Raw genomic sequence first — 24,918 nt, 5'->3', positions numbered from 1 at the left:
CCCTGGACGGCGTGGTAATGCGAAGTACCTGGTTCTGCAAGGATGGTCGGCGTGAGTTCCGAAGCCTGGATCCTGATCGCCGTCGTCGCCGCCCTGCTGGTGGTGGCGCTTGTCGCCGGATTCGTCCTGTACAAACGCCGTCGTGTCACACTGACGCCACCCACTGCCGAGAAGGAAGTGACCGACCGGTCGGGTGGATATTCGGCCTCGGGTGGCTTCAACTTCAGTCAGGGCGGCACGGCCACCGCGACCCGCCCCGAGCCCGCGCCGATCGAGCGCACCGATACCGAGGGGCAGCCGCATATCGGCGACGACGCGGCGATTCCGCGAGACGCGCCGAGACGGGGCATTACCAACGTTCCGCTGCCCGAAGGTGACGTCGATTCCGCGACCGCCGAATCCGCAACGGCCACCGCCGAATCGGATGCAGCGGTCGAATCGGATACGCCTGTCGAGTCGGATACCGCGGCCGTGGAGTCGGACACGGCGGCCGTGGAGTCGGACACGGCGGCCGTGGAGTCGGCTGCTGCGCCTGCCGACACCCCGCCGGGAAACTCCGCCACGACGGCATCGGTGGATCCCGCCACCAGCGTCCCCACGGACTCCGCCGCCACGCCCGCGGACTCGGGTACCGCATCTGCGCAGGACGGTGCAGCTGCCACCGCCATGCCCGCTGACGGTGCGGCTGCCACCGCCATGCCCGCTGACGGTGCGGCTGCCACCGCCATGCCCGCTGACGGCGCTGCTGCGGCCGACACCGACTCCGCGCATGACGGGGCTGCCGCCACCGCCGAACCTACCGACAGCCCGTCTGCCGCCGCGCCTACGGGTACCGCATCCGAGACCGCACCGGTCGAAACCCCCGAACCCACCGCCGCCGACGCCGCGACCACCCCCGCCCTCGATGAAATCGAACCCACCGCGGGTCGCCTGGTCCGCCTGCGCGGGCGCCTCTCCCGTTCGCAGAATGCCGTCGGCAAAAGCCTGCTCGGCCTGCTCGGCGGCGGCGACCTCGACGATGACTCTTGGGAAGACGTCGAGGACACCCTCGTCCTCGCCGACCTGGGCACCGCGAGCACCGCGGCCGTCGTCGAGCGTCTCCGCGAGGAAATGGCGGCCCGCAGCGTCCGCAACACCGAACAGGCCCGCACCGTGCTGCGCGAGGTCTTGATCGAGGCCCTACGCCCCGAACTCGACCGCTCGATCCGCGCACTCCCGCACGACGATCACCCATCGATCCTGCTGGTCGTCGGCGTCAACGGCACCGGAAAGACCACCACAACCGGCAAACTCGCCCGCGTCCTGGTCGCCGACGGTCGCCGCGTCCTGCTCGGGGCGGCCGATACCTTCCGCGCCGCCGCCGCCGACCAGTTGCAGACATGGGGCGAGCGGGTCGGCGCGGACACCATCCGAGGCAAGGAGGGCGCGGACCCCGCGGCCGTCGCCTTCGACGCGGTCGCTGCGGGCATCGACCGCGGCGTCGATGTCGTCATGATCGACACCGCGGGCCGCCTGCACACCAAGACCGGCCTGATGGACGAACTCGGCAAGGTCAAGCGCGTCGTAGAGAAGAAGGCGAAGGTCGACGAGGTCCTGCTCGTGCTCGACTCCACCGTCGGTCAGAACGGCCTGATGCAGGCCAGGGTCTTCGCGGAAGTGGTGGATATCACAGGCGTCGTCCTCACCAAACTCGACGGAACGGCCAAGGGCGGCATCGTCTTCCAGGTCCAGCACGAACTCGGCGTGCCGGTGAAACTGGTCGGCCTCGGTGAGGGCGCCGACGATCTGGCGCCGTTCGAACCCGGCGCCTTCGTGGACGCACTGCTCGGCTTAAACGAATAGCCACAGCGTCGCACGGCCCGCTCCGGTGCGCGCCGGCCCGACCACCGCTACCGATCAAGCAGGGTGGTCGGGCACCGCGCGCCGGAAGTTAGCCGTGACCGCCGCTCGGTAGCGTGTCCCGAATTACGCCGACACGAACCTCACGCCGGCCGGGAAACCTGGGGCGAACATCGCGAAACGTGGTAGCAACACAACTGCGCCATCCGTTCACGCAGGCGAAACACGACAGCTCTGTGAATGAAACACCGAATGAGGACCCTTCTGTGCAGGTCCATTTGCCGGAGTCGGCTGGGCCCGAGATGAGGAGGACATTAAGGTGGCTTTTCCCCTTACCGGTGCACCGGACACCGGTGACACCGCCTGGATGCTGGCGAGTTCAGCGCTCGTATTGTTGATGACGCCCGGCCTGGCGTTCTTCTACGGCGGCATGGTCCGCTCCAAGAACGTGCTCAACATGATCATGATGAGCATCAGCGCCATGGGACTCGTCGGCGTGCTGTGGTCGCTATACGGATACTCGGAGGCATTCGGCGACAACAAGTTCAGCGTGATCGGTGATCCGGCACAGTTCTTCGGCCTCAAGGGTCTGATCGGCGGCAATTCGGTTGCCGAGGTCAAGGACGCGGCGGGCGCCATCACCACCGAGGCCGTCAACATCCCGCTCGCGGGCACCATCCCCGCGACCGTATTCGTCGCGTTCCAGCTGATGTTCGCGATCATCACGGTTGCCCTCATCTCGGGTGCGGTCGCCGACCGCCTGAAGTTCGGCTCCTGGCTGCTGTTCGCGGGTATCTGGGCGACGGTCGTCTACTTCCCGGTCGCGCACTGGGTCTTCGACTTCGATGTCAAGGATGCCGACGGCAACGTCGTGCACGAGGGCGGCTGGATCGCGAACAAACTGCTCGCGGTCGACTTCGCCGGTGGTACCGCGGTCCACATCAACGCCGGTGCGGCGGGCCTGGCCCTGGTGCTGGTGCTCGGCAAGCGCAAGGGCTGGCCGACGACTCCGTTCCGTCCGCACAACCTGCCGTTCGTCATGCTCGGCGCGGGTCTGCTGTGGTTCGGCTGGTTCGGGTTCAACGCCGGTTCCGCGGTCACCTCGGGTGGTCTGGCCGGTTCGACCTTCATCACCACCACCCTCGCGACCTGTGCGGCGATGCTGGCCTGGCTGCTGGTGGAGAAGTTCCGCGACGGCAAGCCCACGTCGCTGGGCGCGGCCTCGGGTGTGGTGGCCGGTCTGGTCGCGATCACTCCGTCCTGTTCCTCGGTCAATGTGGTCGGCGCGCTGGCGATCGGCTTCGTGGCCGGTGCGATCTGTGCGCTGGCGGTCGGCTTGAAGTTCAAGTTCGGCTTCGACGACTCGCTCGACGTGGTCGGTGTGCACCTCGTCGGCGGCATCATCGGCACCCTGATGGTCGGCCTGGTCGCCGCTCCGGAGGCGGGTGCGGGCAAGACCGGACTGTTCTACGGCGGCGGTTTCGACCAGCTGTGGCGTCAGGCCGTCGGCGCGGGTGCGGTACTTGCGTTCTCCTTCATCGCCACGTTGATCATTGCCTATATCGTGAAGTTCACCATTGGGCTGCGCGCAAGCGAGGAAGCCGAATCGGTGGGCATGGACGAGTCCGAGCACGCTGAAACGGCATACGATTTCGCTGCTGTGGGTGGCACGGCACGTACCGCCGTCAAGGAGGCATGACGACATGAAACTGATCACCGCAATCGTCAAACCGTTCACTCTCGAAGACGTCAAGTCCGGTCTCGAGCAGGCGGGCGTGCTGGGCATGACCGTCAGCGAGGTTCAGGGTTACGGCCGTCAGAAGGGCCACACCGAGGTCTACCGCGGCGCTGAGTACTCCGTGGATTTCGTCCCGAAGGTTCGGGTCGAGGTGGTCGTGGACGACGCCTCGGTCGACAAGGTCGTCGAGGTGATCGTCGAGGCTTCCCGCACCGGCAAGATCGGTGACGGCAAGGTCTGGATCACCCCGGTGGAGGCGATCATCAGGGTCCGGACCGGGGAACGCGGTACCGACGCTCTGTAAGCGAATATCGGATCGAGCGGCGGCCCCGCTCCCACCGGATTGCCCGGTCGGGGCGGGGCCGCACGCAGCTGGATGGGCGGTGGGTTTGTGGGTAGTCACGAGCAAGACGGCAGACAGGTAACCGACGCGAACGTCTCCAACGGCGCGGCCGATCTGGTCCGGGCACGCAATCAATTGCTCGAGGGCGGACTGCCTCGAAATCCGCGGTTGGATGCCGAATCCTTGCGATCTGCGCTGGTCGATCTGTTCGAACTGTGGCTGACCACCAAGGGCACCGATCTGGGCATCACCCGCGACAGCGGCTTGGCCGTGGTCGCCGTCGGCGGTCTCGGCCGCAGGGAGATGCTGCCGTTCTCCGATCTGGATCTGGTGCTCCTGCACGATGATGTCGACCCCGCTCGGGTTGCCGAGGTGGCCGACCAGCTCTGGTACCCGCTGTGGGATGCCCACATCAAGCTCGATCACAGCGTGCGCACCGTGCCGCAGGCGCTGCGCGTGGCCTCCGACGATCTGATCGCGGCCCTAGGGATGCTCGAGGCCAGGCACATCGTCGGCGATATGGAGCTGAGCAATCTGCTGATCGGCGGGGTGCGCCGGGAGTGGCGCACCGGAATCCGTGCCCGCTTCGACGAATTGATCGAGCAGGCCGAGACCAGGTGGCAGCGCAGCGGCGCGATCGCCCATCGCGCCGAGCCCGATCTGAAGAACGGGCGCGGCGGTATGCGCGATATCCAACTGCTCGACGCACTGGCTATCGCCCAGCTGACCGACGCCATGCCCGGGCTCGGTCCGGACGTGCCAGGAGGTGGTCTGAAGCAGGCGCATCGGCGTTTGCTGGATGTTCGCACGGAGCTGCATCGAGTGGCGGGCAGGGCGCGCGATCAGCTGCGTGCCCAGGATGCCGACGAGATCGGCGCCGCGCTGCGCATCGGTGACCGCTTCGATCTCGCCCGCACGCTGAGCGACTCCGCGCGGACGGTCAGCTACTCCGTCGACGTCGGTCTGCGTACGGCGGCCAATGCCCTGCCGCGCCGCGGCCTCGCGCGACTGCGCCGGATGCCGGTGCGTCGACCGCTCGATGAGGGGGTGGTCGAACACGCGGGTGAGGTCGTGCTGGCGCGCGACGCGCGACCGCAGCGCGATCCGGGACTGATCCTGCGGGTGGCCGCGGCATCGGCGCAGACCACGCTGCCGATGTCGGCGACCACGCTGAACCGGTTATCCGAGGATGCGCCCGAACTGCGCGAGCCCTGGCCCAAGGACGCGCTCAACGACCTGCTGATCCTGCTCGGGGCGGGCCGTGGCGCGATCGACGCGGTCGAGGCGCTGGACCGAACGGGGTTGTGGGGCAGGCTGCTTCCCGAATGGGGTGCGGTGCGCGACTTGCCGCCGCGCGATGCGGTGCACACCTGGACGGTGGATCGGCACCTGATGGAGACGGTCGCCTACGCCAGTGCGTCGAGTACCCGCGTCGCGCGTCCCGACCTGCTGATGCTCGGCGCGCTGCTGCACGACATCGGCAAGGGCCGGGTGGGTGACCACAGCGTTGTCGGTGCTGAACTGGCCACCCATATCGGGCGACGTCTGGGCCTGTGGCCGTCTGATGTGCGTACTCTCAGCGCCATCGTGCGGCACCATCTGTTGTTGCCGGACACCGCGACTCGGCGCGATCTCGCCGATCCCGACACGGTGCAATTCGTCGTCGACGCCCTCGACGGCGACGTACAGCTGCTGGAATTGCTGCACACCCTGGCCGAGGCCGATTCGCTCGCCACCGGACCCGGGGTGTGGGGCGACTGGAAGGCCTCGCTGATCGGTGAACTGGTGCGGCGCTGCCGCCTGGTGATGGCGGGGGATCAGCTGCCGCAACCGGAACCGATCGCACCGGAGCTGCTCGCCAAGGCGGCGGCGGGCGGCGTGCACGTCGATCTGCGGCCCGGCGAGGGCAAGTACATCTATACGGTCACCGTGATCGCGCCGGATACGCCGGGTCTGCTCTCGGATGCGGCCGGGGTGCTGGCATTGCACTCGCTGCGCGTGCTCTCCGCCACCGTGGGCAGCGAAGGCGCTTCGGCCATCAATACTTTCGTGGTCTCGCCCAAATTCGGTGATCCACCGGATGTCGGACTGTTGCGGCAGGAGCTGATCCGGGCGACCGCGGGCGATCTGGATCTGCACGCGCTGCTGGCGAAGCGGGAGCGCGAGGCGCCCGGCGCCCGGCATAGCCCGTATGCGCAGGCGCAGCCGCGGGTCATCTGGTCGGCCACCTCGACGCCGGGACAGGTCGTCTTGGAACTGCGCGCGGAAGATCGGATCGGGTTGCTGAGCAGGCTCGCCGCGGCGTTTGCTGAGTGCCGCGCGGATGTGCGCTGGGCGAAGGTGGTGACCATGGGTTCCGCGGTGGTCGACGCCTTCTCGCTGCACCTGGGCGACGACGATGACCCGGAACGCCGCGAAACCATCGAAAAGGCGATTCTAGCTGTGGTTCCGAGGCCCGCCCCGAAGCCTCCCGAGGGGGCGGGGCCGCCCGGCTCGGGCACGGCATCCTAATGGTGGCCGACATCGACAAAAAGGACAAAAGACCGATTAACTCACCTGTTGCGCATGATTTGCTGAAAGCGTAGGCGTCGGCCCTTCCGCACCCTACTATCAGAGCGTCTGGCTATCGCGAGCATGAGGGGAGCAGGTCGGTGGCAATTGAAGTCGTTTCGGCGTCGACGATGACGAGTGACGAGACCACGCATATGGCGCGCTGCGTCGGCGGGGATCGGTGGGTGGTCTCCTGGCTACCCGGCCGGACCCTGTCCGGACAACAGGCTGTGACCGCTATGACGATCGCCACCACCGTTGCCACCCATGATGTGCCGACCGGCGCGGCATGGGAGATGCTCGACGACTTGGCGCTCGAGCTGGGCCTGACCGCCCGCGAGGCGGTTTTCATGGTCGCCGCGGAGAATCACGACTACCGCAAAACCACCAAACCACGCCGCCCCTCGTTCGGATAGCCTCTGATCTCGCGGTCGGAGCAGGTGCACGTTATTCGGGGCAGGTAGACGTCGACCGGAGAAGCGAAGCGCTAACCCATTACTCTGGGATATCAAGTGACGTCCCACGAGATCAGGAGCGCGATCGGTGTTCGAATCCCTGTCCGACCGGCTTACCGGTGCCCTCAAGGATCTTCGCGGTAAGGGGCGTCTGTCACCGGCCGACATCGACGCTACCTGTCGCGAGATCCGTCTTGCCCTGCTCGAGGCCGACGTCGCGCTGCCCGTGGTGCGCGGTTTCATCGCGAAGATCAAGGAGCGGGCCAAGGGTGCGGAGGTCTCCGCCGCCCTCAATCCGGCCCAGCAGGTCGTCAAGATCGTCAACGAGGAACTCGTCAATATCCTCGGCGGCGAGACCCGCAGGCTGACTCTGGCCAAGAACCCGCCGACGGTGATCATGCTCGCCGGTCTGCAGGGTTCCGGTAAGACGACCCTGGCGGGCAAGCTCGCGAAATGGCTGAAGGGACAAGGACATCAGCCATTGTTGGTGGCCTGCGACCTGCAGCGCCCCGGCGCTGTCACACAGCTGCAGGTGGTCGGTGAGCGCGCCGGCGCGCCCGTCTTCGCGCCGCATCCCGGCACCTCCATCGGCGGCGGCGACAACGCGCTGGGTGTTTCGGCGGCCGATCCCGTGGCCGTCGCGAAGTCCGGTGTCGAAGAGGCGCGAACCAAGCAGTACGACGTGGTCATCGTCGATACCGCTGGTCGCCTCGGCATCGATGCGGAGCTGATGGGGCAGGCCGCGGGCATTCGCGATGCCGTGCAGCCCGACGAGACGCTCTTCGTGCTCGACGCCATGATCGGTCAGGATGCCGTCAACACCGCCGAGGCCTTCCGCGACGGCGTCGGCTTCACCGGCGTGGTGCTCACCAAGCTCGACGGCGACGCCCGCGGTGGCGCGGCGCTGTCGGTGCGCAATGTGACCGGTTCGCCGATCATGTTCGCCTCCACCGGTGAGAAGCTCGAGGACTTCGATGTCTTCCACCCGGACCGGATGGCCTCGCGCATTCTCGGCATGGGCGATGTGCTGAGCCTGATCGAACAGGCCGAACAGGTCTACGACCAGCAGCAGGCCGAGGAAGCCGCCCGCAAGATCGGCAGCGGCGAGATGACGCTCGAGGACTTCCTCGACCAGATGCTCGCCATCCGCAAGATGGGCCCCATCGGCAATCTGCTCGGCATGCTGCCCGGTGCGGGTCAGATGAAGGATGTGCTCGCCCAGGTCGACGATAAGCAGCTCGACCGAGTACAGGCGATCATCCGCGGCATGACTCCCGCCGAACGGGCGAACCCGAAGATCATCAACGCATCTCGCCGACTGCGCATCGCCAACGGCTCGGGTGTGCAGGTCTCCGAGGTCAACCAGCTCGTCGACCGATTCTTCGAGGCCAAGAAGATGATGACCATGATGGGCCGTCAGATGGGCCTGCCCGGCGCTCGCCGCGCCAACGCGAAGAAGGGCAAGAAGGGCAAAAAGGGGGGACGCGGGCCGACGCTACCGAAGGTGCGCGGCGGATTCCCAGGTATGCCAGGTATGCCCGCCGGCATGCCCGATATCTCCGGTATGCCCGCTGGACTCGACCAGCTCCCGCCCGGCCTGGAAGGCTTCGACTTGTCCAAGCTGAACTTCCCCAAGAAGTAGGACCGAGGTTCCGCCGGTCTTCGTGGCTGCCCCGGTTGCAGTGGGACCAGGCCGATAATCCGCGGCGGCGCGCACGATCTCCCGTGCGCGCCGCACACATTTGCGTGCGGGTGAGGTGGCAATGCGGACCTGGCCTCCGCGATGACTGTCACGGGAGACAGTAGGTTGGAGACAGCCGTCGGCGTCGAGGAGGTTGCTGTGCATCTGCGAGGTGTGGTTCTCCCTGATGACGAGGTGCGCGACCTGTGGGTGCGGGACGGGCTGGTGTCGTTCGAGCCGGTGCCGGGGGTCGAAACGTTGTGTAGCGCAGGATGGATCGTGCCCGGACTGGTCGATGCGCATTGTCACGTCGGGATTCGGTACGGCGGGGGACACGAGGATCGCGACGGCGCGATCGCGCAGGCCGAAACCGAACGCGATGCGGGGGCGCTGCTGCTGCGCGATGCCGGATCGCCGATCGACACCCGATTCATCGATGAGCACGAGGAGCTGCCGCGGATCATTCGCGCGGGCCGCCATATCGCTCGCCCCCGTCGCTATATCCGCGAATTGGGCATCGAACTCGACGACGAGCGTGACCTGCCGGAGATCGTCGCCGAACAGGCCCGCTTCGGCGATGGCTGGGTGAAGATCGTCGGCGACTGGATCGACCGTGCGGTCGGCGATCTGCGACCGCTCTGGAGCGACATGATTCTGAAGGAGGCCATCGACGCCGCCCACGCCAATGGCGCCCGCGTCACCGCGCACGTCTTCGGCGAGGACGCCCTGCCCGGCCTGATCAATGCGGGCATCGACTGCCTCGAGCATGGCACCGGTCTCACCGACGAAACCATCGAAATGATGGTCGAACACGGCACCGCGCTGGTCCCGACGCTGATCAATATCGATACCTTCCCCGAAATCGCCGACGGCGCGGGCAAATTCCCGATCTATGCGGCGCATATGCGCGATCTGCACGCCAGGGTCCGCCGCACCGTCGCCAATGCGCACGACGCGGGTGTCCCGATCTTCGCGGGCACCGACGCGGGCGGTTCCATCCGCCATGGCCGTATCGCCGACGAAATCACCGCGCTCGCCGGCGCAGGTCTGTCCAAACACGACGCGCTCGGCGCCGCCTCCTGGAATGCCCGCAGCTGGCTCGGCCGACCGAGCATCGCCCATGACGCGCCCGCGGACTTTGTCGTCTACCGCGAAGACCCGCGCACCAACCCCGCGATGCTCACCGATCCCGAATGGGTCGTCCTGCGCGGCCGCGTCCGCAAGACCCCGAATCCCGTGACCGGGCACCGCTGACCAGGGGCTCGACCGGTTACTAGTGGCGGCCGGCCGCGTGATCAGTTGTCCGGCGCACGAGCGCGCGTAGGGTCGGTTCATGACCATTCGCCTCGGCTATCAGATGCCCAACTTCAGTTATGGCCAGCCCGTCAGCGAACTCTTTCCCACCGTTGTCGCGCAGGCGCGGGAGGCCGAAGCCGCCGGCTTCGACACCGTCTTCGTGATGGACCACTTCTATCAACTGCCCGGTCTCGGCGAGCCGAGCGATCCGATGCTGGAGTCCTACACCGCGTTGTCCGGCATCGCCGCGTCGACGGAGCGAATTCAGTTGTCGGCATTGGTAACCGGCAACACCTATCGCAATCCCGCACTGCTCGCCAAGACCGTCACCACACTGGACGTGGTCAGCGGCGGACGGGCCGTGCTCGGTATCGGCGCGGGCTGGTTCGAGCTCGAACACCAGTCCTACGGATTCGAATTCGGCACCTTCACCGAGCGGTTCCAGCGGCTCGATGAAGCGCTGCGGATCATCACGCCGATGCTGCGCGGCGACCACTCGACCTTCGACGGCAAGTGGTACCACACCGATAACGCCATGAACGAGCCCCGGCTGCGCGATGACCTGCCCATCCTGCTCGGTGGCGGCGGCGAGAAGAAGACCTTCGCACTGGCGGCCCGCTTCGCCGACCACCTCAATATCATCTGCAACGCCTCCGAACTTCCGCGCAAGATCGCGGCCCTGCACGAGCGCTGCGCCGAAATCGGCCGTGACCCAGCGACTTTGGAAGTCAGCTTCCTCTGTTTCCTGATGATCGACGAGGACGGCGATCGCGCGCGCAAACAACAGCAGGACCTGCTGCGCGGCATCGGCGTCGACCTGTCCACCCTCTCGGAGGATGAACGCAAGCAGACCATCGCCGATCGCCAATTCGTCGGCACCCCAGCCGAAGTCGCCGAGCAGTTGCAGACACGGGTGCTCGATCAGGGTGTGCAGGGCCTGATCGTGAACATGGTGACCAATGGCCATGAGCCGGGTGCGGTCGATCTCGCGGGTCGCACCCTCGCACCGCTGGTTCGCTAAGGGGCGATCCCCGCGCGTCGACCGCAGGCATGGGCGGCGTGCGGTCGGCGTCGATCTGTGGCGGTCGGTGGCAATGCGGCGCCCTGAACTCGGCTCGCGACAACTTCTCGTGCGGAGACCGCCGAATTCACCTGTCCCGGATCGTCGTAGTTCTACAGACGTACTTCAACGGGAGGCAGCACATGCGGGATCTGATCGTCACCGAGAACATCACGCTCGACGGGGTCATCGACGCGACGGAGGGCTGGTTCACCGTCGGCAATGATCAGGACCAATCCGACATCCTGGAAGAGCTGATGCGCCAGACCGCGCAATGCGACGCCGTGCTGTTCGGCCGGGTCACCTTCGAAGAGATGCGTGGCTACTGGCCCCAGCAGACCGACGACGAGACCGGCATCACCGACGACCTGAACAACACGATGAAATACGTGGTGTCCGGCACGCTGGGCGACCCGCAGTGGCAGAACACCACCGTGTTGCGCGGCCCACTCACCGACGACATCCGTGCACTCAAGGCCGAACGCGGCAAGGACATCGTCACCACCGGCAGCATCACACTGGTTCACGAACTCATCGCCCAGGGCCTTGTCGACGAATACCGCCTGTTCGTGTTCCCGGTCGTCCTCGGCAAAGGCAGCCGCTTGTTTCCCGACGGCACCAAGATCCCGGACTTGCACCTGACAGAAACCCGACAATTCCGCTCCGGCGTTGTCCTGCTCCGCTATCGGCCGCACTGACGCGAGTGGCACATGGCTTCGGCAAACGTCGAAAGTCCGACCGTGGTGTGCCACTCGCGATGACTCAGCTGAGGAGGTGGCCGATTCCCGAGCCGATGGCGCGGGCGCCGGCGCCCAGGATCCGGAAGACGGCCGGCAGGGCGGCGTCTACGGCCAGATCCGCGCCGATATCCCTGGCCACCTCGCCGGTGACGGAGTTGCGTCTGTGACGGTTGCGACGGAAGATCCCCATGCACTGTTATCTCGGGGCGGGCGGCCGGTGTTGGATCGGCGACGCGATTTCAGGGCGGACCGCCCTGTCTGGCACAATGGACCATCGTCCTTCCTGGACACGTGTCAGCCCGTCTCCGGTTACGTACCGCGCGGCGGTCACACACTCCAAGCGCAAAACCGGGCTCGCAGACCGTGCGGGTCGCTGAATTGCGCCGTGACCAACCACTGAAAGGCAGATCAGCACATGGCTGTTCGCATCAAGCTCACCCGCCTCGGCAAGATCCGCAACCCGCAGTACCGCGTGGTCATCGCCGACGCCCGCACCCGTCGTGACGGCCGCGCCATCGAGAACGTCGGCAAGTACCACCCGAAGGAAGAGCCGTCGCTGATCGAGATCGACTCCGAGCGCGTGCAGTACTGGCTGGGTGTCGGCGCGCAGCCGACCGAGGCCGTGCAGCGGCTGCTGGAGATCACCGGCGACTGGCAGAAGTTCAAGGGCCTGCCGGGCGCCGAGGGCACCCTGAAGGTGAAGGCCCCGAAGACCTCCAAGCTGGACCTGTTCAACGCCGCGCTGGCCGCCGCCGACAACGAGCCCGTTTCCGAGGCCGTCACCCCGAAGAAGAAGGCCGCCAAGAAGGACGAGGCCGCCGAGACCGAGGCTGCCGAATAATGTCGGCTGTCGTCGCCGATGCCGTAGAACATCTGGTTCGCGGCATTGTCGCCAATCCCGATGACGTCCGGGTCGAGCTGATCACCGGTCGGCGCGGACGCACCGTCGAGGTGCACGTCAACCCCGAGGATCTGGGCAAGGTGATCGGGCGCGGTGGTCGTACCGCGACCGCGCTGCGCACCCTCGTCGCCGGCATCGGCGGCCGGGGCATCCGGGTCGACGTGGTCGATACCGACGCCTAGATGGAACTCGTCGTGGGCCGGGTCGCCAAATCGCACGGTGTGCGCGGCGAACTGGTCGTCGAGATACGCACCGACGATCCCGACGCGCGTTTCGCGCCCGGCGTGCGGTTGCGCGGACGGGCGGCGCGGTCCAAGGACATCCGTGAGTTCACCGTGGAGTCGGCCCGGGAGCATTCGGGCCGACTTCTCGTACAACTCGTCGGGATCTCCGACCGCACCGCCGCCGACGCGCTGCGCGGCACGCTGTTCGTCGTGGACAGTGCGGATCTGCCGCCGTCGCAGGATCCGGACGAGTACTACGACCACGAGCTGGAGGGGTTGACCGTCCAGCTCACCGACGGCACCGTCGTCGGCGAGGTCACCGAGGTGCTGCATTCCGCCGCGGGCGAACTGCTTTCGGTGCGGGCCGCCGAGGACGGCCGGGAAATCCTGATCCCGTTCGTCACCGCGATCGTGCCGACCGTCGCGCTGGCCGATCGGCTCGTCGTCATCGATCCGCCGGAAGGTCTGCTCGACCCGGAATAAGGGTGGATTGCATGAAACTCGATGTCGTCACGATCTTCCCGGAGTACCTGGAGCCGCTGCGCACGGCGTTGCTCGGCAAGGCCATCGACAAGGGCCTGATCTCCGTCGAGGTGCACGATCTGCGCCGCTGGACCCACGACGTGCACAAATCCGTCGACGATTCGCCCTACGGCGGTGGTCCCGGCATGGTCATGAAGCCGACCGTCTGGGGCGACGCGCTCGACGAAGTGTGCCCCGACGATGCGCTGCTGGTGGTGCCCACCCCGGCGGGCGTGCCCTTCACCCAGGCCACCGCACACCGCTGGTCCACCGAACAGCACCTCGTATTCGCCTGCGGCCGCTACGAAGGCATCGATCAACGCGTCTTCGACGACGCCGCCCGCCGCGTCCGCGTCGAAGAGGTGAGCATCGGCGATTACGTTCTCATCGGCGGCGAGGCCGCGGTGCTGGTGATGGCCGAAGCCGTTGTGCGCCTGATGCCCGGCGTGCTCGGCAATCAGCAATCCCATCAAGAGGATTCGTTCTCCGACGGTCTGCTCGAGGGCCCGAGCTACACCCGGCCGGTCTCCTGGCGCGGCCTGGGTGTTCCGCCGATCTTGTTGTCCGGTGATCATGCCAAGGTCGCCGCGTGGCGGCGCGAACAGTCGCTGGCCCGGACCCGGGAACGGCGTCCGGATCTGCTTGCCGACGGCGACTGAGCTCGGTCGTACCGCGGTGTCCTTACGGCAAATTCTAAATGAACAGCTATTGAAGCGCTAATGAATGTATCGTTAATCAACGGTACGTTAAGCGACGGTAGGTGGGCTATGGGAACAGCAACGAAGCTCGGGACTGTGCGGCGAGCGGTGGCCTCGACTCTCATCGGTGGCGCGATCATGGTCGTGTCGGATCTTGTCGCGCCGGAACCCGTCCTGGTCAGAGCCGCCGCGGATCGAGACACGCATGACCCGGACTCCGGCCGTGTGGGCCAGCGCGGTCGCAGCAGCAATCATGGCCAGTACAAAGGGCGCACCGAGCGTCCCTGCCAGTACACCCCCGAAGGGTTTTGCACCGGCGGGCGCTGACCACATTGTTGGTTATCGGCAAGACCCTGGCCAGGTGATCGCCTCCGGGCGTTGTCGGATGCGCCAACGGCACAACGCTCTTGCCCGGATTCTTGCGCGGTCAGCCGTGCGGGACCGTTGCGGTGAATCGTGCTGCTTCCAGCCTGGGGACCTGTCAGGGTGGCCGACCCGCGGTGGGGCAGGCGGGTTGCGCTGGACTGAGTCAGGGCAGCAGTCCGTGGCGGCGGGCGGTGACTACGGCCTCGTGTCGTGAGTGGGCGTCGAGTTTGGTCATGGCATTGCGCAGGTAGCTCTTGACTGTTTCGGGGCCCAGCGAAAGGCGTTGGGCGGCTTCTTGATTGGTGCAGCCGAGGGCGATCTGGGACAGCACGTCGAGTTCGCGGCGGGATAGGCGTGGGGCGTCCGGTGTCGGGCTGCCGACCAGGACCCGCGTGAGGCGTTCGCAGATCGAGTGCAGGCGTTCGCGGAGTTGTTCGTCCGCGGCCGAACGGGCCGCGCCACGGAGTTCGGCGCTGATGTCGCGCATTTCTTCGGCGATGGCGGGTGCGGTATCGAGTGCGGGGGTCGTCAACTCCAGCAGGCGCAGGCGGCGGTCGACTTCGTCGCGGATGGTGATTTCGGTGGCCAGGCGTCGGCTGGCCTCGACGACCAGATCGGCGGTGCGATCGCCCAGGGGCGTGCCGCCGCGGTTGGCGGCGTAGAGGACCGCGCGGGAGCGGTTGTCGACCACGACGGGTACCGCGACGACCGAGCGGATGCGCTCGCCGGAGACCGGGCCGTCGTAGTGGTGCGTGATCGAGGAGGCACTGCGGTAGTCGGCGACCGAAGCCGGGCGGCGCATATCCATGACCCGGCCGCCGAGGCCGGAAGTGCGCAGTACGGTCAATCCGCGCAGTCCGTTGGTGACGGTGCCGACGAATTCGGTGAGCAGCAACGCGTCACTGTGCACCTCGCCGCCGAACACCACAGGCACGCCTGCCTTATGCGCCACCCAGCGGATCTCGGCGCGCAGCGCGTCGCCGTCGCGGGGCCGGAGCAGGCCGGTGGTGTGGGTCAAAAGACTCACCCCTTTTCGGGGGTAGTGCCGAACGTGATGTGACCCACATCCTATTGGAGAGCGAGGTGGCCTGGATCACCGATGAGGAGAGGCGATATGACTGCGGACCTGAATGCGCGCGTGCGCGAGCTATTGGAGATCTACGACGGACCCGACGCGAGCGCGGCGGAGCTGCTGTGCGATCGCCATCCCGCCGACCGGGTCGCGTTCACCATCGTCGATCCCGACCTGACCTCGACCGACCTGACCTACGGCGAACTTCGCAAACGCTCCCAGCGCTTTGCCGCCGCGCTCGCCGACCTCGGCGTGGAACCAGGCGACCGAGTCGCCACGCTGATGTCGAAGTCAGCGGACCTGGTGATCGCATTGCTCGGCATCTGGCGTCGCGGCGCGGTGCACGTCCCGCTCTTCACCGCCTTCGCCCCGCCCGCCATCGCCTTCCGTCTGGAGGCCAGCCGCGCCGCACTCGTCATCGCGGACGCCGATCAGGCGAGCAAGCTCGTACCCGGCGACGGCATTCCGGTCGATCCGCCGTGGCGGGTGATCATCGCGGGGGAGAGTTCGGCAACGGGGCGAACAGGTGCACCGGCTATCGAAGCGCAGGGGCCCGCCGATACGTCGGTTGTGAGCGCCACTGCCGAGGATCAGGTCGCTGGGCGCGTCGCAGGGGAGCGGGTGGCGATACCGCTGCTGTTCGCCGATCTGCTCGCCGAACATTCGGCCGACGACCCGAGAGCAGCTGCCGTGGCGGTTGGTGGCGATGGGCTACTCGTGCAGCTGTTCACCAGCGGCACTACGGGCACTCCGAAGGGTGTGCCGATTCCGGTGCGCGCGCTCGCGGCATTCCATGCGTACCAAGAGTTTTCGCTGGATGTGCGCCCCGACGATGTCTACTGGAACGCCGCGGATCCGGGTTGGGCGTACGGCCTGTACTGGGCGATCCTGAGCCCGCTGGCCGCTGGCATCCGCAGCCTGTTGCTGCACGCCGCATTCTCCGCACCGCTCACCTGGCAGGTGCTGGAGCGGTTCGGCGTCACCAATTTCACCGCAGCGCCGACGGTGTACCGCGCGTTGCGCGCCGACAGTGCCACTGCGCCAACCGGTCTCCGGCTGCGGCGCGCCTCCTCGGCGGGCGAGCCGTTGACCCCGGATGTGGTGACCTGGTCGGTCGAAACGCTCGGTGTCGCGGCGCGCGACCACTACGGGCAGACCGAACACGGCATGCTCATCTGCAATTCGTGGCATGACGCACTGCGGGTGGACGTGCCCGCTGGCTCGATGGGCCGGACGATGCCGGGTTGGCATTGCGCGGTGCTCGCCGATGACGGCGATGTCGAAGCGCCGGTCGGACAACTGGGCCGGGTCGCGATCGATACCGAACGCAGCCCGCTGCTGTGGTTCCTCGGCTACCTGGACGTAACGGAGCGCACCGCCCAGCGCTACACCGCCGACGGCCGCTGGTATCTGACCGGCGACGCCGGATCGCAGGACGCGGACGGATTCTTCCATTTCTCCGCCCGCGACGACGATGTCATCATCATGGCCGGTTACCGCATCGGTCCGTTCGAGGTCGAGAGCGTGCTCGTGCTGCACGAGCAGGTGGTCGAGGCCGCGGTCGTCGGTATGCCCGATGAACTGCGCGGTGAGGTGCTCGAGGCATTCGTGGTGCTGCGCAACGGCTTCGAGGGCAATACCGAACTGGAAGCCGAGCTGCAGACCCTGGTGAAACGAAAGTTCGCCGCCCACGCCTACCCGCGCAAGGTGCATTTCGTGGACGCCCTGCCCAAGACGCCCAGCGGCAAGGTGCAGCGGTACATCCTGCGGCAGCAGGGAGTCCGGTGATGTCCGCACTACCGAGTTACACGTCGGGCACCTCGGAAACTCCGCTGCTCGGCGACACGATCGGTGACAACTTCGATCGCATGGCCGCCGCCTACGCGGACCGAGAAGCGTTGGTGGACTGCCCAACCGGTCGCCGCTGGACCTACCGCGAACTCGCGGCCGCGATCGACGCACTCGCCACCGGACTGGCCGCTCGCGGCATCGGCAAAGGCGACCGCGTCGGCATCTGGTCGCCGAACTGCGCCGAATGGTTCCTCACGCAATACGCGACCGCGAAACTCGGCGCGATCCTGGTCAATATCAACCCGGCCTATCGCGCCAGCGAACTGGAATACGTGCTGCGCCAAGCCGGAGTGCGCATGCTGATCGCCGCTCCGGAGTTCAAGACGTCGAACTATGTCGCCATGATCGAGCAGGTCCGGCCGAACTGTCCGGCTCTCGAACACGTGCTCGTGCTCGGCACTCCCGAATGGGATGCCGTGGCGCGTAACGATATCGACGCCGAACTGCTGGCGTCCATCGCCGCCACGTTGTCCATGGACGACCCCATCAACATCCAATACACCTCCGGTACAACGGGTTTCCCCAAGGGTGCGACGCTGAGCCACCACAACATCCTCAACAACGGCTACTTCGTCGGTGAACTCTGCGACTACACCGAACAGGATCGCATCTGCGTGCCGGTGCCCTTCTATCACTGCTTCGGCATGGTCATGGGAAATCTGGCCAGCACCAGTCATGGTGCGGCCGTGGTGATTCCGGCACCGGCATTCGATCCGGTCGCGACCTTGGACGCGGTCGCCGCGCAGCGGTGCACCTCGCTCTACGGCGTGCCGACGATGTTCATCGCACTGCTCGCCGAACTGGATTCGGGCAAAGACGTCGACCTGTCGTGCCTGCGCACCGGCATCATGGCCGGATCACCGTGCCCGGTCGAGGTGATGAAGCGGGTGATCGACCGCATGGGCATGAGCGAGGTCTGCATCTGCTACGGCATGACCGAAACCAGCCCGGTATCGACCCAGACCCGCCGCGACGACAGCATCGACCGCCGCACCGCGACGGTCGGCCGGGTCGGCCCACATCTGGAGGTCAAAATCGTCGATCCCGCAACAGGTCTGACGGTCCCGCGCGGCGAGTCCGGCGAATTGTGCACGCGCGGCTACTCGGTGATGCTCGGCTACTGGTCCGAACCCGAGAAGACCGCGCAAGCCATCGACACCGCCCGCTGGATGCACACCGGCGATATCGGCGTCATGGACGACGACGGATACCTCGCCATCACCGGCCGGATCAAGGACATGGTGATCCGCGGCGGCGAGAACATCTACCCGCGCGAGATCGAGGAGTTCCTCTACACGCACCCGGACATTCTCGACGCCCAGGTGATCGGCGTCCCCGACCCGAAATACGGCGAGGAGCTGATGGTCTGGATCCGAATGAAGGACGGCGCAACACCATTGGACGCCGACGCGGTTCGGGCGTTCTGCACCGGCAAGCTCGCGCACTTCAAGATCCCGCGCTACGTCCACCTCGTCGAGGAGTTCCCGATGACCGTCACCGGCAAGATCCGCAAGGCTGAAATGCGTGAGCTGGCTGCGGCACTGCTCGCATCTTCGGACGCGCGCAGCCCGAGCGACTGCTGATTTCGTGAGGACCTGGGTAACTCGCCGGGGACGTCCAAAACCCTGCCAGCTGCTCGACTGTCGGCCCGCGACGACACGTTCGAGCACCTTACGACCGGCAAAAGGCGCGGGGAGGCGGGGGAGTGCGAGCTGTCCAAGGCCATCCTCGACCTGCCCGACCATCGCTGACATGGCGTAAGTCGGGCATGAGCAGGCCGGTTTACCTGGGCGTGGGCCGTTTGTCAGGTGACAACGGTAGTGTCTCGGGCGTGACGACAGCGCCCGAGATCGCCAGTTCAGCGACGAACACCGACACGACCGCCGCCGCACCGGCCGCGACCACAGCTCTGGCCAGCGTTGGCCGACGCATCGCCGATGAGCTCGGCGTGCGCGAGAGCCAGGTTCGCGCCGCCGTCGAGCTGCTCGATGCCGGCTCGACGGTGCCCTTCGTCGCGCGATATCGAAAAGAGGTCACCGGCGGCCTCGACGATGCCCAGCTCCGCCAGCTCGACGAACGCCTGAGCTACCTGCGTGAACTCGACGAGAGACGCGGCGCGATCATCGAATCCATCAAGGGCCAGGGCAAACTCGACAACGCGTTGCTCGGGCAGCTCATGACGGCCGAGACCAAGGCCCGCCTCGAGGACATCTACCTGCCCTACAAGCCGAAGCGGCGCACCAAGGCGCAGATCGCCCGCGAGGCCGGTCACGAGCCCGTCGCCGATGCGCTGATCGGTGATCCGAGCACCGATCCCGCGCAGTACACCGCCGAACAGCTCGACGGCGCCCGCGCCATCCTGGTGGAACGCTTCGCCGAGGACGCCGACCTGGTCGGCGAGCTGCGCGAGTTGATGTGGAACCGCGGCCAGGTCACCTCGAGCGTGCGCGCGGGCAAGGAGGAGGCGGGCGCGAAGTTCGCCGACTACTTCGAGTTCAGCGAGCCGTTCGGCAAGTTGCCCTCGCACCGGATCCTCGCGCTGCTGCGCGGCGAGAAGGAAGACATCCTGCAGCTGCAGCTCGAACCCGATACCGAAGCTGACTCGTCTGGTCGCTCCGCAGGCTCCGCTCCGGGGGAACCAGGTGAGCGGTCCGTTTACGAGGGTCGCATCGCCCTGAAGTTCGACATCGCCGACCGCGGCCGCCCGGCCGACAGCTGGCTGCTGGATACCGTCCGCTGGGCGTGGCGCACGAAACTTCAAGTGAGCCTTGGCATCGACACCCGCATGCGGCTGCGTCAGGCCGCCGAGAAGGATGCCGTCGACGTCTTCGCCGCGAACCTGCGCGATCTGCTGCTGGCCGCGCCCGGCGGCACCCGCACCACCATGGGCCTCGACCCCGGCTACCGCACCGGCGTGAAGGTCGCGGTCGTCGACGCCACCGGCAAGGCCGTCGCGACCGAGGTCATCTACCCGCACAAGCCGCAGGGCCAGACCGAGAAGTCCCTCGCGGTGCTCGGCGCGCTGGTCGCCCGATTCGGTGTCGAACTCATCGCCATCGGCAACGGCACTGCCTCGCGGGAGACCGATGCCCTTGCCACCGAGCTGATCTCGCGCATTCCGGAGAACAAGCCGACCAAGATCGTGGTCTCCGAGGCGGGCGCCTCGGTCTACTCCGCCTCGGCGTACGCCTCGCAGGAACTGCCGGATATGGATGTCTCGCTGCGTGGTGCGGTGTCCATCGCGCGCCGCCTGCAGGACCCGCTGGCCGAGCTGGTGAAGATCGACCCGAAGTCCATCGGCGTCGGCCAGTACCAGCACGACGTCTCCGAGACCCTGCTGGCCCGTTCGCTCGGCGCGGTGGTCGAGGACGCGGTGAACGCGGTCGGCGTCGACGTCAATACCGCGTCGGTGCCGCTGCTGGCGCGGGTGTCCGGCGTCGCCAATTCGATCGCCGAAAGCATTGTGGCGCACCGTGATCAGAATGGTCCCTTCCGCAGCCGCACCGCGCTGCTGGATGTGCCGCGCCTGGGCCCCAAGGCCTTCGAACAGTGCGCGGGCTTCCTGCGCATCCGCGGCGGTGACGATCCGCTGGACACCTCGGCCGTGCACCCCGAGGCCTATCCAGTGGTGCGGCGCATCCTGGAATCGACCGGACGCGGCATGTCGGACCTGATCGGCAACACCACCGCGCTGCGCGCGCTGCAGCCCGCCGAATTCACCGACGAGAAGTTCGGTATCCCCACCGTCACCGACATCATCACCGAACTCGAGAAGCCGGGCCGCGACCCGCGTCCGGAGTTCAAGACCGCCGAATTCGCGGCGGGCGTGGAGAAGGTCGCGGACCTGGAGCCGGGCATGGTGCTCGAGGGAGTCGTCACGAATGTGGCCGCGTTCGGCGCGTTCGTCGATATCGGCGTGCACCAGGACGGGCTCGTGCACGTCTCGGCCATGTCGCACAACTTCGTCAAGGATCCGCGCGAGGTCGTGAAGTCCGGCGATGTCGTCAAGGTGAAGGTGCTCGAGGTCGACGTCGCCCGGCAACGCATCGGGCTGTCGCTGCGACTGGATGACGAGCCCGGCGTCGCGGCCAAGGGTGACGGCGGACGCGGCCGTGGCCAGGGCGGTCGCGGTGGACAAGAGCGCGGCGGACCGCGGCAGAATGGTCAGGGTAAGCCGCAGGGCCAGGGCCAGGGCCAGGGCCAGGGCCAGGGCCAGGGCCAGGGCAAGGGCAAGCCGCAAGGCCAGGGGCGGCAGCAGAGTCAGGGCCGCAACCAGGGCAGCCAGCGTCGCAACGCGCCCGCGCCGAGCGGTTCGATGGCGGATGCGTTGCGGCGGGCCGGTTTCGGGCAGTAGGGCGATACGGGCGGAGGTTTGTAGGCGGCCATGCGACGATGGCTCGAAGAAGATGTGATCGCGCATGGCCGCCTGCCGCTGCTGTGCTTTCTCCTCGGGTTCATCGTCGGCTTCCTGCTGATCCGGCTCAGCGTCCGGATGATCCGCAAGCAGGTCCGCTGGTGGCCGGGAAATCTGCGCTCCGGCGGTGTGCACATCCACCACATGGTGTTCGGGGTCATCATGGTGCTGTTGTCCGGCATCGGGATGGTCACCCTGTACCAGAACGCCGACACCCTCACCGCGAGTCTGCTGGCCGCCGCCTTCGGTGTCGGCGCCGCGCTGACCCTGGACGAATTCGCGCTGATCTTCTATCTGCGTGATGTGTACTGGGAAGAACAGGGCCGCACCTCGGTCGACGCGGTCTTCGTCGCGCTGGCGGTGACGGGACTGCTGTTGCTCGGCTTCCACCCGCTGTGGTTGTTGGATATCAACGACTTCCGTCGCGACCCGAGCACCGGGGTCCGGATCTTCATCGTCGCGTTCGCCGTGGTGAATCTGGCGTTGGCGGCGATCGTCATCGCCAAGGGCAAGATCTGGACCGGCCTGTTCGGCATGTTCTTCCTGCCGCTGCTCGTAGTCGGCGCACTGCGTTTGAGCAGGCCGGGCGCACCATGGGCGCGCTGGCGCTATCCGGGCCGGCGGCGACTGATGTACCGGGCGATCGTCCGCGAACGCCGATACCGACGACCAGTGATCCGAGCCAAGATCTTCGTCCAGGATCTGGTCGCCGGAAAACCCGACGTAGTGCACGTCCGCGAGGCCGCCGAGGCCGAATTGGCCCGCACAGTCGTCCCCGCCCCACCCGCCCCACATCACTGGCACCTGCCCTTACCCGCCGAACACTCCCGCCAAGATTGATCGCCGCACCCACCGCATCGGCACCGACCCGCAGGCACCAGCCCGACCACGCCGCAGCGGAACCGAACCCGCCCAGTCCAACGCTCGTCCAGAGCGTCCGCCATCAACGAGCATTCGCTGGTGCAGGTCGGCTCGACGTTTCCCCGCACCAGCGCATTCTCACGGGGCCGGGGCGTTTTGGGGGAGGCGGGCAGGGTCGGAGAGGAGGTCGATGGCGGCGATTTTGTTGTCGACGATGGTGAAAGCCAGTAGGGAGACTGTTCTGCCGTCGATGGTATTGAGCAGGCCGGCCAGGCCGTTGATCAGAACCGGCTGCGAGACAGTGGCATTGGCTGCGCGGCGGAAGGTATCGAGTCGACCGGCCACGGCCGCCGCGCCGTGCAGCACCTGCATGCCGCCGGGCAGGAGGGCGCCGGCATCGGCGCGCAGCACGACGTCGGGGTCGAGAATGGCCAGTAGCGCCTCGAATTCGCCGCCGCGGGCGGCCGCGAGGAAGGCGTCGACGACCCGGCGTTGGCGGGGCAGGTCCCGGTCGGGGCGCGGCGTTCGACCTTGAACGCGACGGCGGGCGCGGCTGGCCATCATCTTTGCCGCGGCCGCGGACTTACCGATGATCGGACCGATCTGATCGAAGGGCACCGCGAACATATCGTGCAGTACGAAGGTCACGCGCTCGGCGGGATTCAGCGAGTCCAGCACGACGAGCAATGCCAGCCCGACCGAATCCGCGAGTACCGCTTGCTGTTCCGGCTGAGTGCCGTCTTCGGTCGTGACGATCGGATCGGGCAGGTGGGCCTCGAAGACCTCCTCGCGCCGCATCTTGCGCGAACGCAACATATCCAAGCAGACCCGCCCGACGGTCGTGGTCAACCACCCGCCGAGATTGTCGATCTCGGCGGTATCGACCCGGGACAGCCGTAACCAGGCCTCCTGCACCGCATCCTCGGCCTCGCTCAGTGAACCGAGCATGCGATAGGCCACCGCGATCAGGTGCGCGCGGTGCGCCACGAATCGGCCGGCCAGAAAATCGTGTTCGTCCACAGCGTCTCCTCGACATCGCTCGAAGACATGACGGAACGAACGCCGCAAGTGTGACAAAGGCGTTCGTTACCTTCGCGGGCTGCCATCCGTCACACAGCTATGCACCTACGAAAGACATCCCGCCCCGCCCACCTCGTGTACCTGGGCGCCACCGGCATCCTGCTGACCGAAACGGTGGTCGGCTCCTATTGGGATCTCGCGCGAATCTCCTACGTGCGCGAGGTCTTCCAGCGACTCGAATACCCGATGTACTTCGCGACCATCATGGGCGTCGCCAAGGCGGCCGCCGTGGCCGCGATCGTGGCACCGGGCTTCCCGCGCGCCGAGGAATGGGCGTACGCGGGGCTCACCTTCGTCTACGGCGGCGCGGCGGCCTCCCACATCGCGGTCGGCGACGAGCCGAAGGCATGGCTCGGGCCGCTGGGTTTCGCGGGCCTCAGTCTCGCGTCGTGGGCACTGCGCCCGGCCGCCCCGCAGAAGCGAAATCCGCTGGCATTGCTGCGTCGGCAGGTCGCCTGAGCAGACCCGAATATGCACACCATCGCGCACACCTTCGGCCATACCGGTGCGGTGGGCTGCGACGGCTTCGCGGACCCGCGCAGCGGACTGGCCTACGGCTACACTCGGCGGCGTGCGGCCTCCGTGTTCCGCGCACCGGAGAACGATCGGCTCGCGGCCGCCGTGCATCGGGCGGCCACCCGCTGAGCGGGGGTTCTCACGGAGTCGGCAGGGCCGATTTTTCCCACGACCCGCCGATCTGGCACAATGCAGAGGTTGCCCTGGGTGTGTTCGGCCCATGGAGCACCCCTTATTCGGAGCATGAACCGGTCGAGCACGCGAGTGCCGCCAGGGTCCTCTGCTCGCGCAAACATCAGAAGGATGAAATGAACACCCTTGACTTCGTCGACGAAAAGTCGCTGCGCAGCGACGTCCCCGACTTCCGGCCGGGTGACACGCTCAACGTGCACGTGAAGGTCATCGAAGGCTCGAAGGAGCGCGTCCAGGTCTTCAAGGGCGTCGTGATCCGGCGCCAGGGCGGCGGCATCCGCGAGACCTTCACCGTCCGCAAGGTGTCGTTCGGTGTCGGCGTGGAGCGCACCTTCCCGGTGCACAGCCCGAACATCGACCACATCGATGTCGTGACCCGCGGTGATGTCCGCCGGGCCAAGCTGTACTACCTGCGCGATCTGCGCGGCAAGGCCGCCAAGATCAAGGAAAAGCGCTGAGCGCGTAGCACAGCCGATTACCCGGCACGTTTTCTTCAGTAGCCCGGCACCAGACGTTGGT

23 protein-coding genes are annotated in these 24,918 nt (G+C 66.9%); 20 read left to right on the top strand and 3 right to left on the bottom strand.

Annotated features, from left to right (window positions below; genetic code table 11):
- The first annotated feature begins 42 nt into the window (after positions 1–42).
- From ftsY to OG874_RS23995, 9 genes are all read left to right on the top strand, one after another.
- Entirely contained in the window at positions 43–1,842 is a 1,800-nt protein-coding gene (gene ftsY, locus OG874_RS24035; RefSeq protein ID WP_442943085.1) for a signal recognition particle-docking protein FtsY, read from the top strand.
- Between the two features lie 316 nt (positions 1,843–2,158).
- Complete coding sequence (locus OG874_RS24030) at positions 2,159–3,538, top strand: ammonium transporter (protein WP_330249398.1); 1,380 nt, start codon at positions 2,159–2,161, stop codon at positions 3,536–3,538.
- A gap of 4 nt (positions 3,539–3,542) precedes the next feature.
- The gene (locus OG874_RS24025) at positions 3,543–3,881 is read left to right on the top strand and encodes a P-II family nitrogen regulator (protein ID WP_330249397.1); all 339 of its coding nucleotides are present in this window, start codon (positions 3,543–3,545) and stop codon (positions 3,879–3,881) included.
- A gap of 72 nt (positions 3,882–3,953) precedes the next feature.
- The gene (locus OG874_RS24020; RefSeq protein ID WP_442943084.1) at positions 3,954–6,431 is read left to right on the top strand and encodes a [protein-PII] uridylyltransferase; all 2,478 of its coding nucleotides are present in this window, start codon (positions 3,954–3,956) and stop codon (positions 6,429–6,431) included.
- Between the two features lie 140 nt (positions 6,432–6,571).
- Positions 6,572–6,886 carry a hypothetical protein gene (locus tag OG874_RS24015; protein ID WP_330249395.1) on the top strand — a complete coding sequence of 105 codons (315 nt, stop codon included), beginning with the start codon at positions 6,572–6,574 and terminating at the stop codon, positions 6,884–6,886.
- 127 nt (positions 6,887–7,013) lie between these two features.
- The gene (gene ffh, locus OG874_RS24010; RefSeq protein WP_330249394.1) at positions 7,014–8,567 is read left to right on the top strand and encodes a signal recognition particle protein; all 1,554 of its coding nucleotides are present in this window, start codon (positions 7,014–7,016) and stop codon (positions 8,565–8,567) included.
- A 141-nt stretch (positions 8,568–8,708) separates the two neighbouring features.
- The gene (locus OG874_RS24005; RefSeq protein ID WP_330249393.1) at positions 8,709–9,860 is read left to right on the top strand and encodes an amidohydrolase family protein; all 1,152 of its coding nucleotides are present in this window, start codon (positions 8,709–8,711) and stop codon (positions 9,858–9,860) included.
- A gap of 79 nt (positions 9,861–9,939) precedes the next feature.
- Positions 9,940–10,923 carry an LLM class F420-dependent oxidoreductase gene (locus tag OG874_RS24000; RefSeq protein ID WP_330249392.1) on the top strand — a complete coding sequence of 328 codons (984 nt, stop codon included), beginning with the start codon at positions 9,940–9,942 and terminating at the stop codon, positions 10,921–10,923.
- A gap of 182 nt (positions 10,924–11,105) precedes the next feature.
- Complete coding sequence (locus tag OG874_RS23995; protein WP_330249391.1) at positions 11,106–11,660, top strand: dihydrofolate reductase family protein; 555 nt, start codon at positions 11,106–11,108, stop codon at positions 11,658–11,660.
- Positions 11,661–11,724: 64 nt separating this feature from the next.
- On the opposite strand, the gene OG874_RS23990 is transcribed toward OG874_RS23995, so the two are convergent.
- Positions 11,725–11,892: a hypothetical protein gene (locus tag OG874_RS23990; RefSeq protein ID WP_330249390.1), complete on the bottom strand. Its 168-nt coding sequence runs from the start codon at positions 11,890–11,892 to the stop codon at positions 11,725–11,727.
- A 225-nt stretch (positions 11,893–12,117) separates the two neighbouring features.
- Between OG874_RS23990 and rpsP the strand changes: the two genes are divergently transcribed.
- From rpsP to trmD, 4 genes are read left to right on the top strand one after another with little or no spacing between them, the layout of a single operon-like run.
- Complete coding sequence (gene rpsP, locus OG874_RS23985) at positions 12,118–12,543, top strand: 30S ribosomal protein S16 (protein WP_330249389.1); 426 nt, start codon at positions 12,118–12,120, stop codon at positions 12,541–12,543.
- A complete protein-coding gene (locus OG874_RS23980; protein ID WP_327101130.1) occupies positions 12,543–12,785 on the top strand; it encodes an RNA-binding protein in 243 nt (80 codons plus the stop codon). Before rpsP ends, OG874_RS23980 begins: the two co-directional genes overlap by 1 nt.
- Positions 12,786–13,310, top strand: coding sequence for a ribosome maturation factor RimM (gene rimM, locus OG874_RS23975; protein WP_330249388.1), 525 nt, complete (start codon positions 12,786–12,788; stop codon positions 13,308–13,310).
- An 11-nt stretch (positions 13,311–13,321) separates the two neighbouring features.
- Positions 13,322–14,008, top strand: a complete 687-nt coding sequence (trmD, locus tag OG874_RS23970) for a tRNA (guanosine(37)-N1)-methyltransferase TrmD (RefSeq protein ID WP_330249387.1) — start codon at positions 13,322–13,324, stop codon at positions 14,006–14,008.
- Between the two features lie 568 nt (positions 14,009–14,576).
- Here the strand turns inward: trmD and OG874_RS23965 are convergent.
- On the bottom strand, positions 14,577–15,431 hold the full coding sequence (locus OG874_RS23965) for a helix-turn-helix transcriptional regulator (protein ID WP_330249386.1): 855 nt from the start codon (positions 15,429–15,431) through the stop codon (positions 14,577–14,579).
- Positions 15,432–15,527: 96 nt separating this feature from the next.
- Between OG874_RS23965 and OG874_RS23960 the strand changes: the two genes are divergently transcribed.
- The 4 genes from OG874_RS23960 (at position 15,528) to OG874_RS23945 (ending at position 22,590) form a co-directional block, all read left to right on the top strand.
- Entirely contained in the window at positions 15,528–17,273 is a 1,746-nt protein-coding gene (locus OG874_RS23960) for an AMP-binding protein (RefSeq protein ID WP_330249385.1), read from the top strand.
- On the top strand, positions 17,273–18,919 hold the full coding sequence (locus OG874_RS23955) for an AMP-binding protein (RefSeq protein ID WP_330249384.1): 1,647 nt from the start codon (positions 17,273–17,275) through the stop codon (positions 18,917–18,919). Before OG874_RS23960 ends, OG874_RS23955 begins: the two co-directional genes overlap by 1 nt.
- A 248-nt stretch (positions 18,920–19,167) precedes the next feature.
- Entirely contained in the window at positions 19,168–21,690 is a 2,523-nt protein-coding gene (locus OG874_RS23950) for a Tex family protein (RefSeq protein ID WP_442943083.1), read from the top strand.
- 30 nt (positions 21,691–21,720) lie between these two features.
- Positions 21,721–22,590: a hypothetical protein gene (locus OG874_RS23945; protein ID WP_330249383.1), complete on the top strand. Its 870-nt coding sequence runs from the start codon at positions 21,721–21,723 to the stop codon at positions 22,588–22,590.
- Positions 22,591–22,749: 159 nt separating this feature from the next.
- Here OG874_RS23945 and OG874_RS23940 read toward each other — a convergent pair whose 3' ends face one another.
- Positions 22,750–23,631 (bottom strand): sigma-70 family RNA polymerase sigma factor, encoded by an 882-nt coding sequence (locus OG874_RS23940; protein ID WP_330249382.1) that lies wholly within the window; start codon positions 23,629–23,631, stop codon positions 22,750–22,752.
- A gap of 99 nt (positions 23,632–23,730) precedes the next feature.
- Here OG874_RS23940 and OG874_RS23935 point away from each other — a divergent pair, with 99 nt between their 5' ends.
- The 3 genes from OG874_RS23935 to rplS all read left to right on the top strand — a co-directional run bounded on the left by OG874_RS23935 (position 23,731) and on the right by rplS (position 24,857).
- Positions 23,731–24,150: a DoxX family protein gene (locus OG874_RS23935; RefSeq protein WP_330249381.1), complete on the top strand. Its 420-nt coding sequence runs from the start codon at positions 23,731–23,733 to the stop codon at positions 24,148–24,150.
- A 12-nt stretch (positions 24,151–24,162) separates the two neighbouring features.
- Complete coding sequence (locus tag OG874_RS23930; protein WP_330249380.1) at positions 24,163–24,336, top strand: hypothetical protein; 174 nt, start codon at positions 24,163–24,165, stop codon at positions 24,334–24,336.
- A gap of 179 nt (positions 24,337–24,515) precedes the next feature.
- Positions 24,516–24,857, top strand: coding sequence for a 50S ribosomal protein L19 (gene rplS / locus OG874_RS23925; protein WP_330249379.1), 342 nt, complete (start codon positions 24,516–24,518; stop codon positions 24,855–24,857).
- Positions 24,858–24,918: the final 61 nt, after the last annotated feature.

This window comes from Nocardia sp. NBC_00565, assembly GCF_036345915.1.
In the GTDB taxonomy this organism is placed as follows: domain Bacteria; phylum Actinomycetota; class Actinomycetes; order Mycobacteriales; family Mycobacteriaceae; genus Nocardia.
Note: the sequence above shows the minus strand (reverse complement) of the source record. Positions and strands in the feature narration are given on the sequence as shown.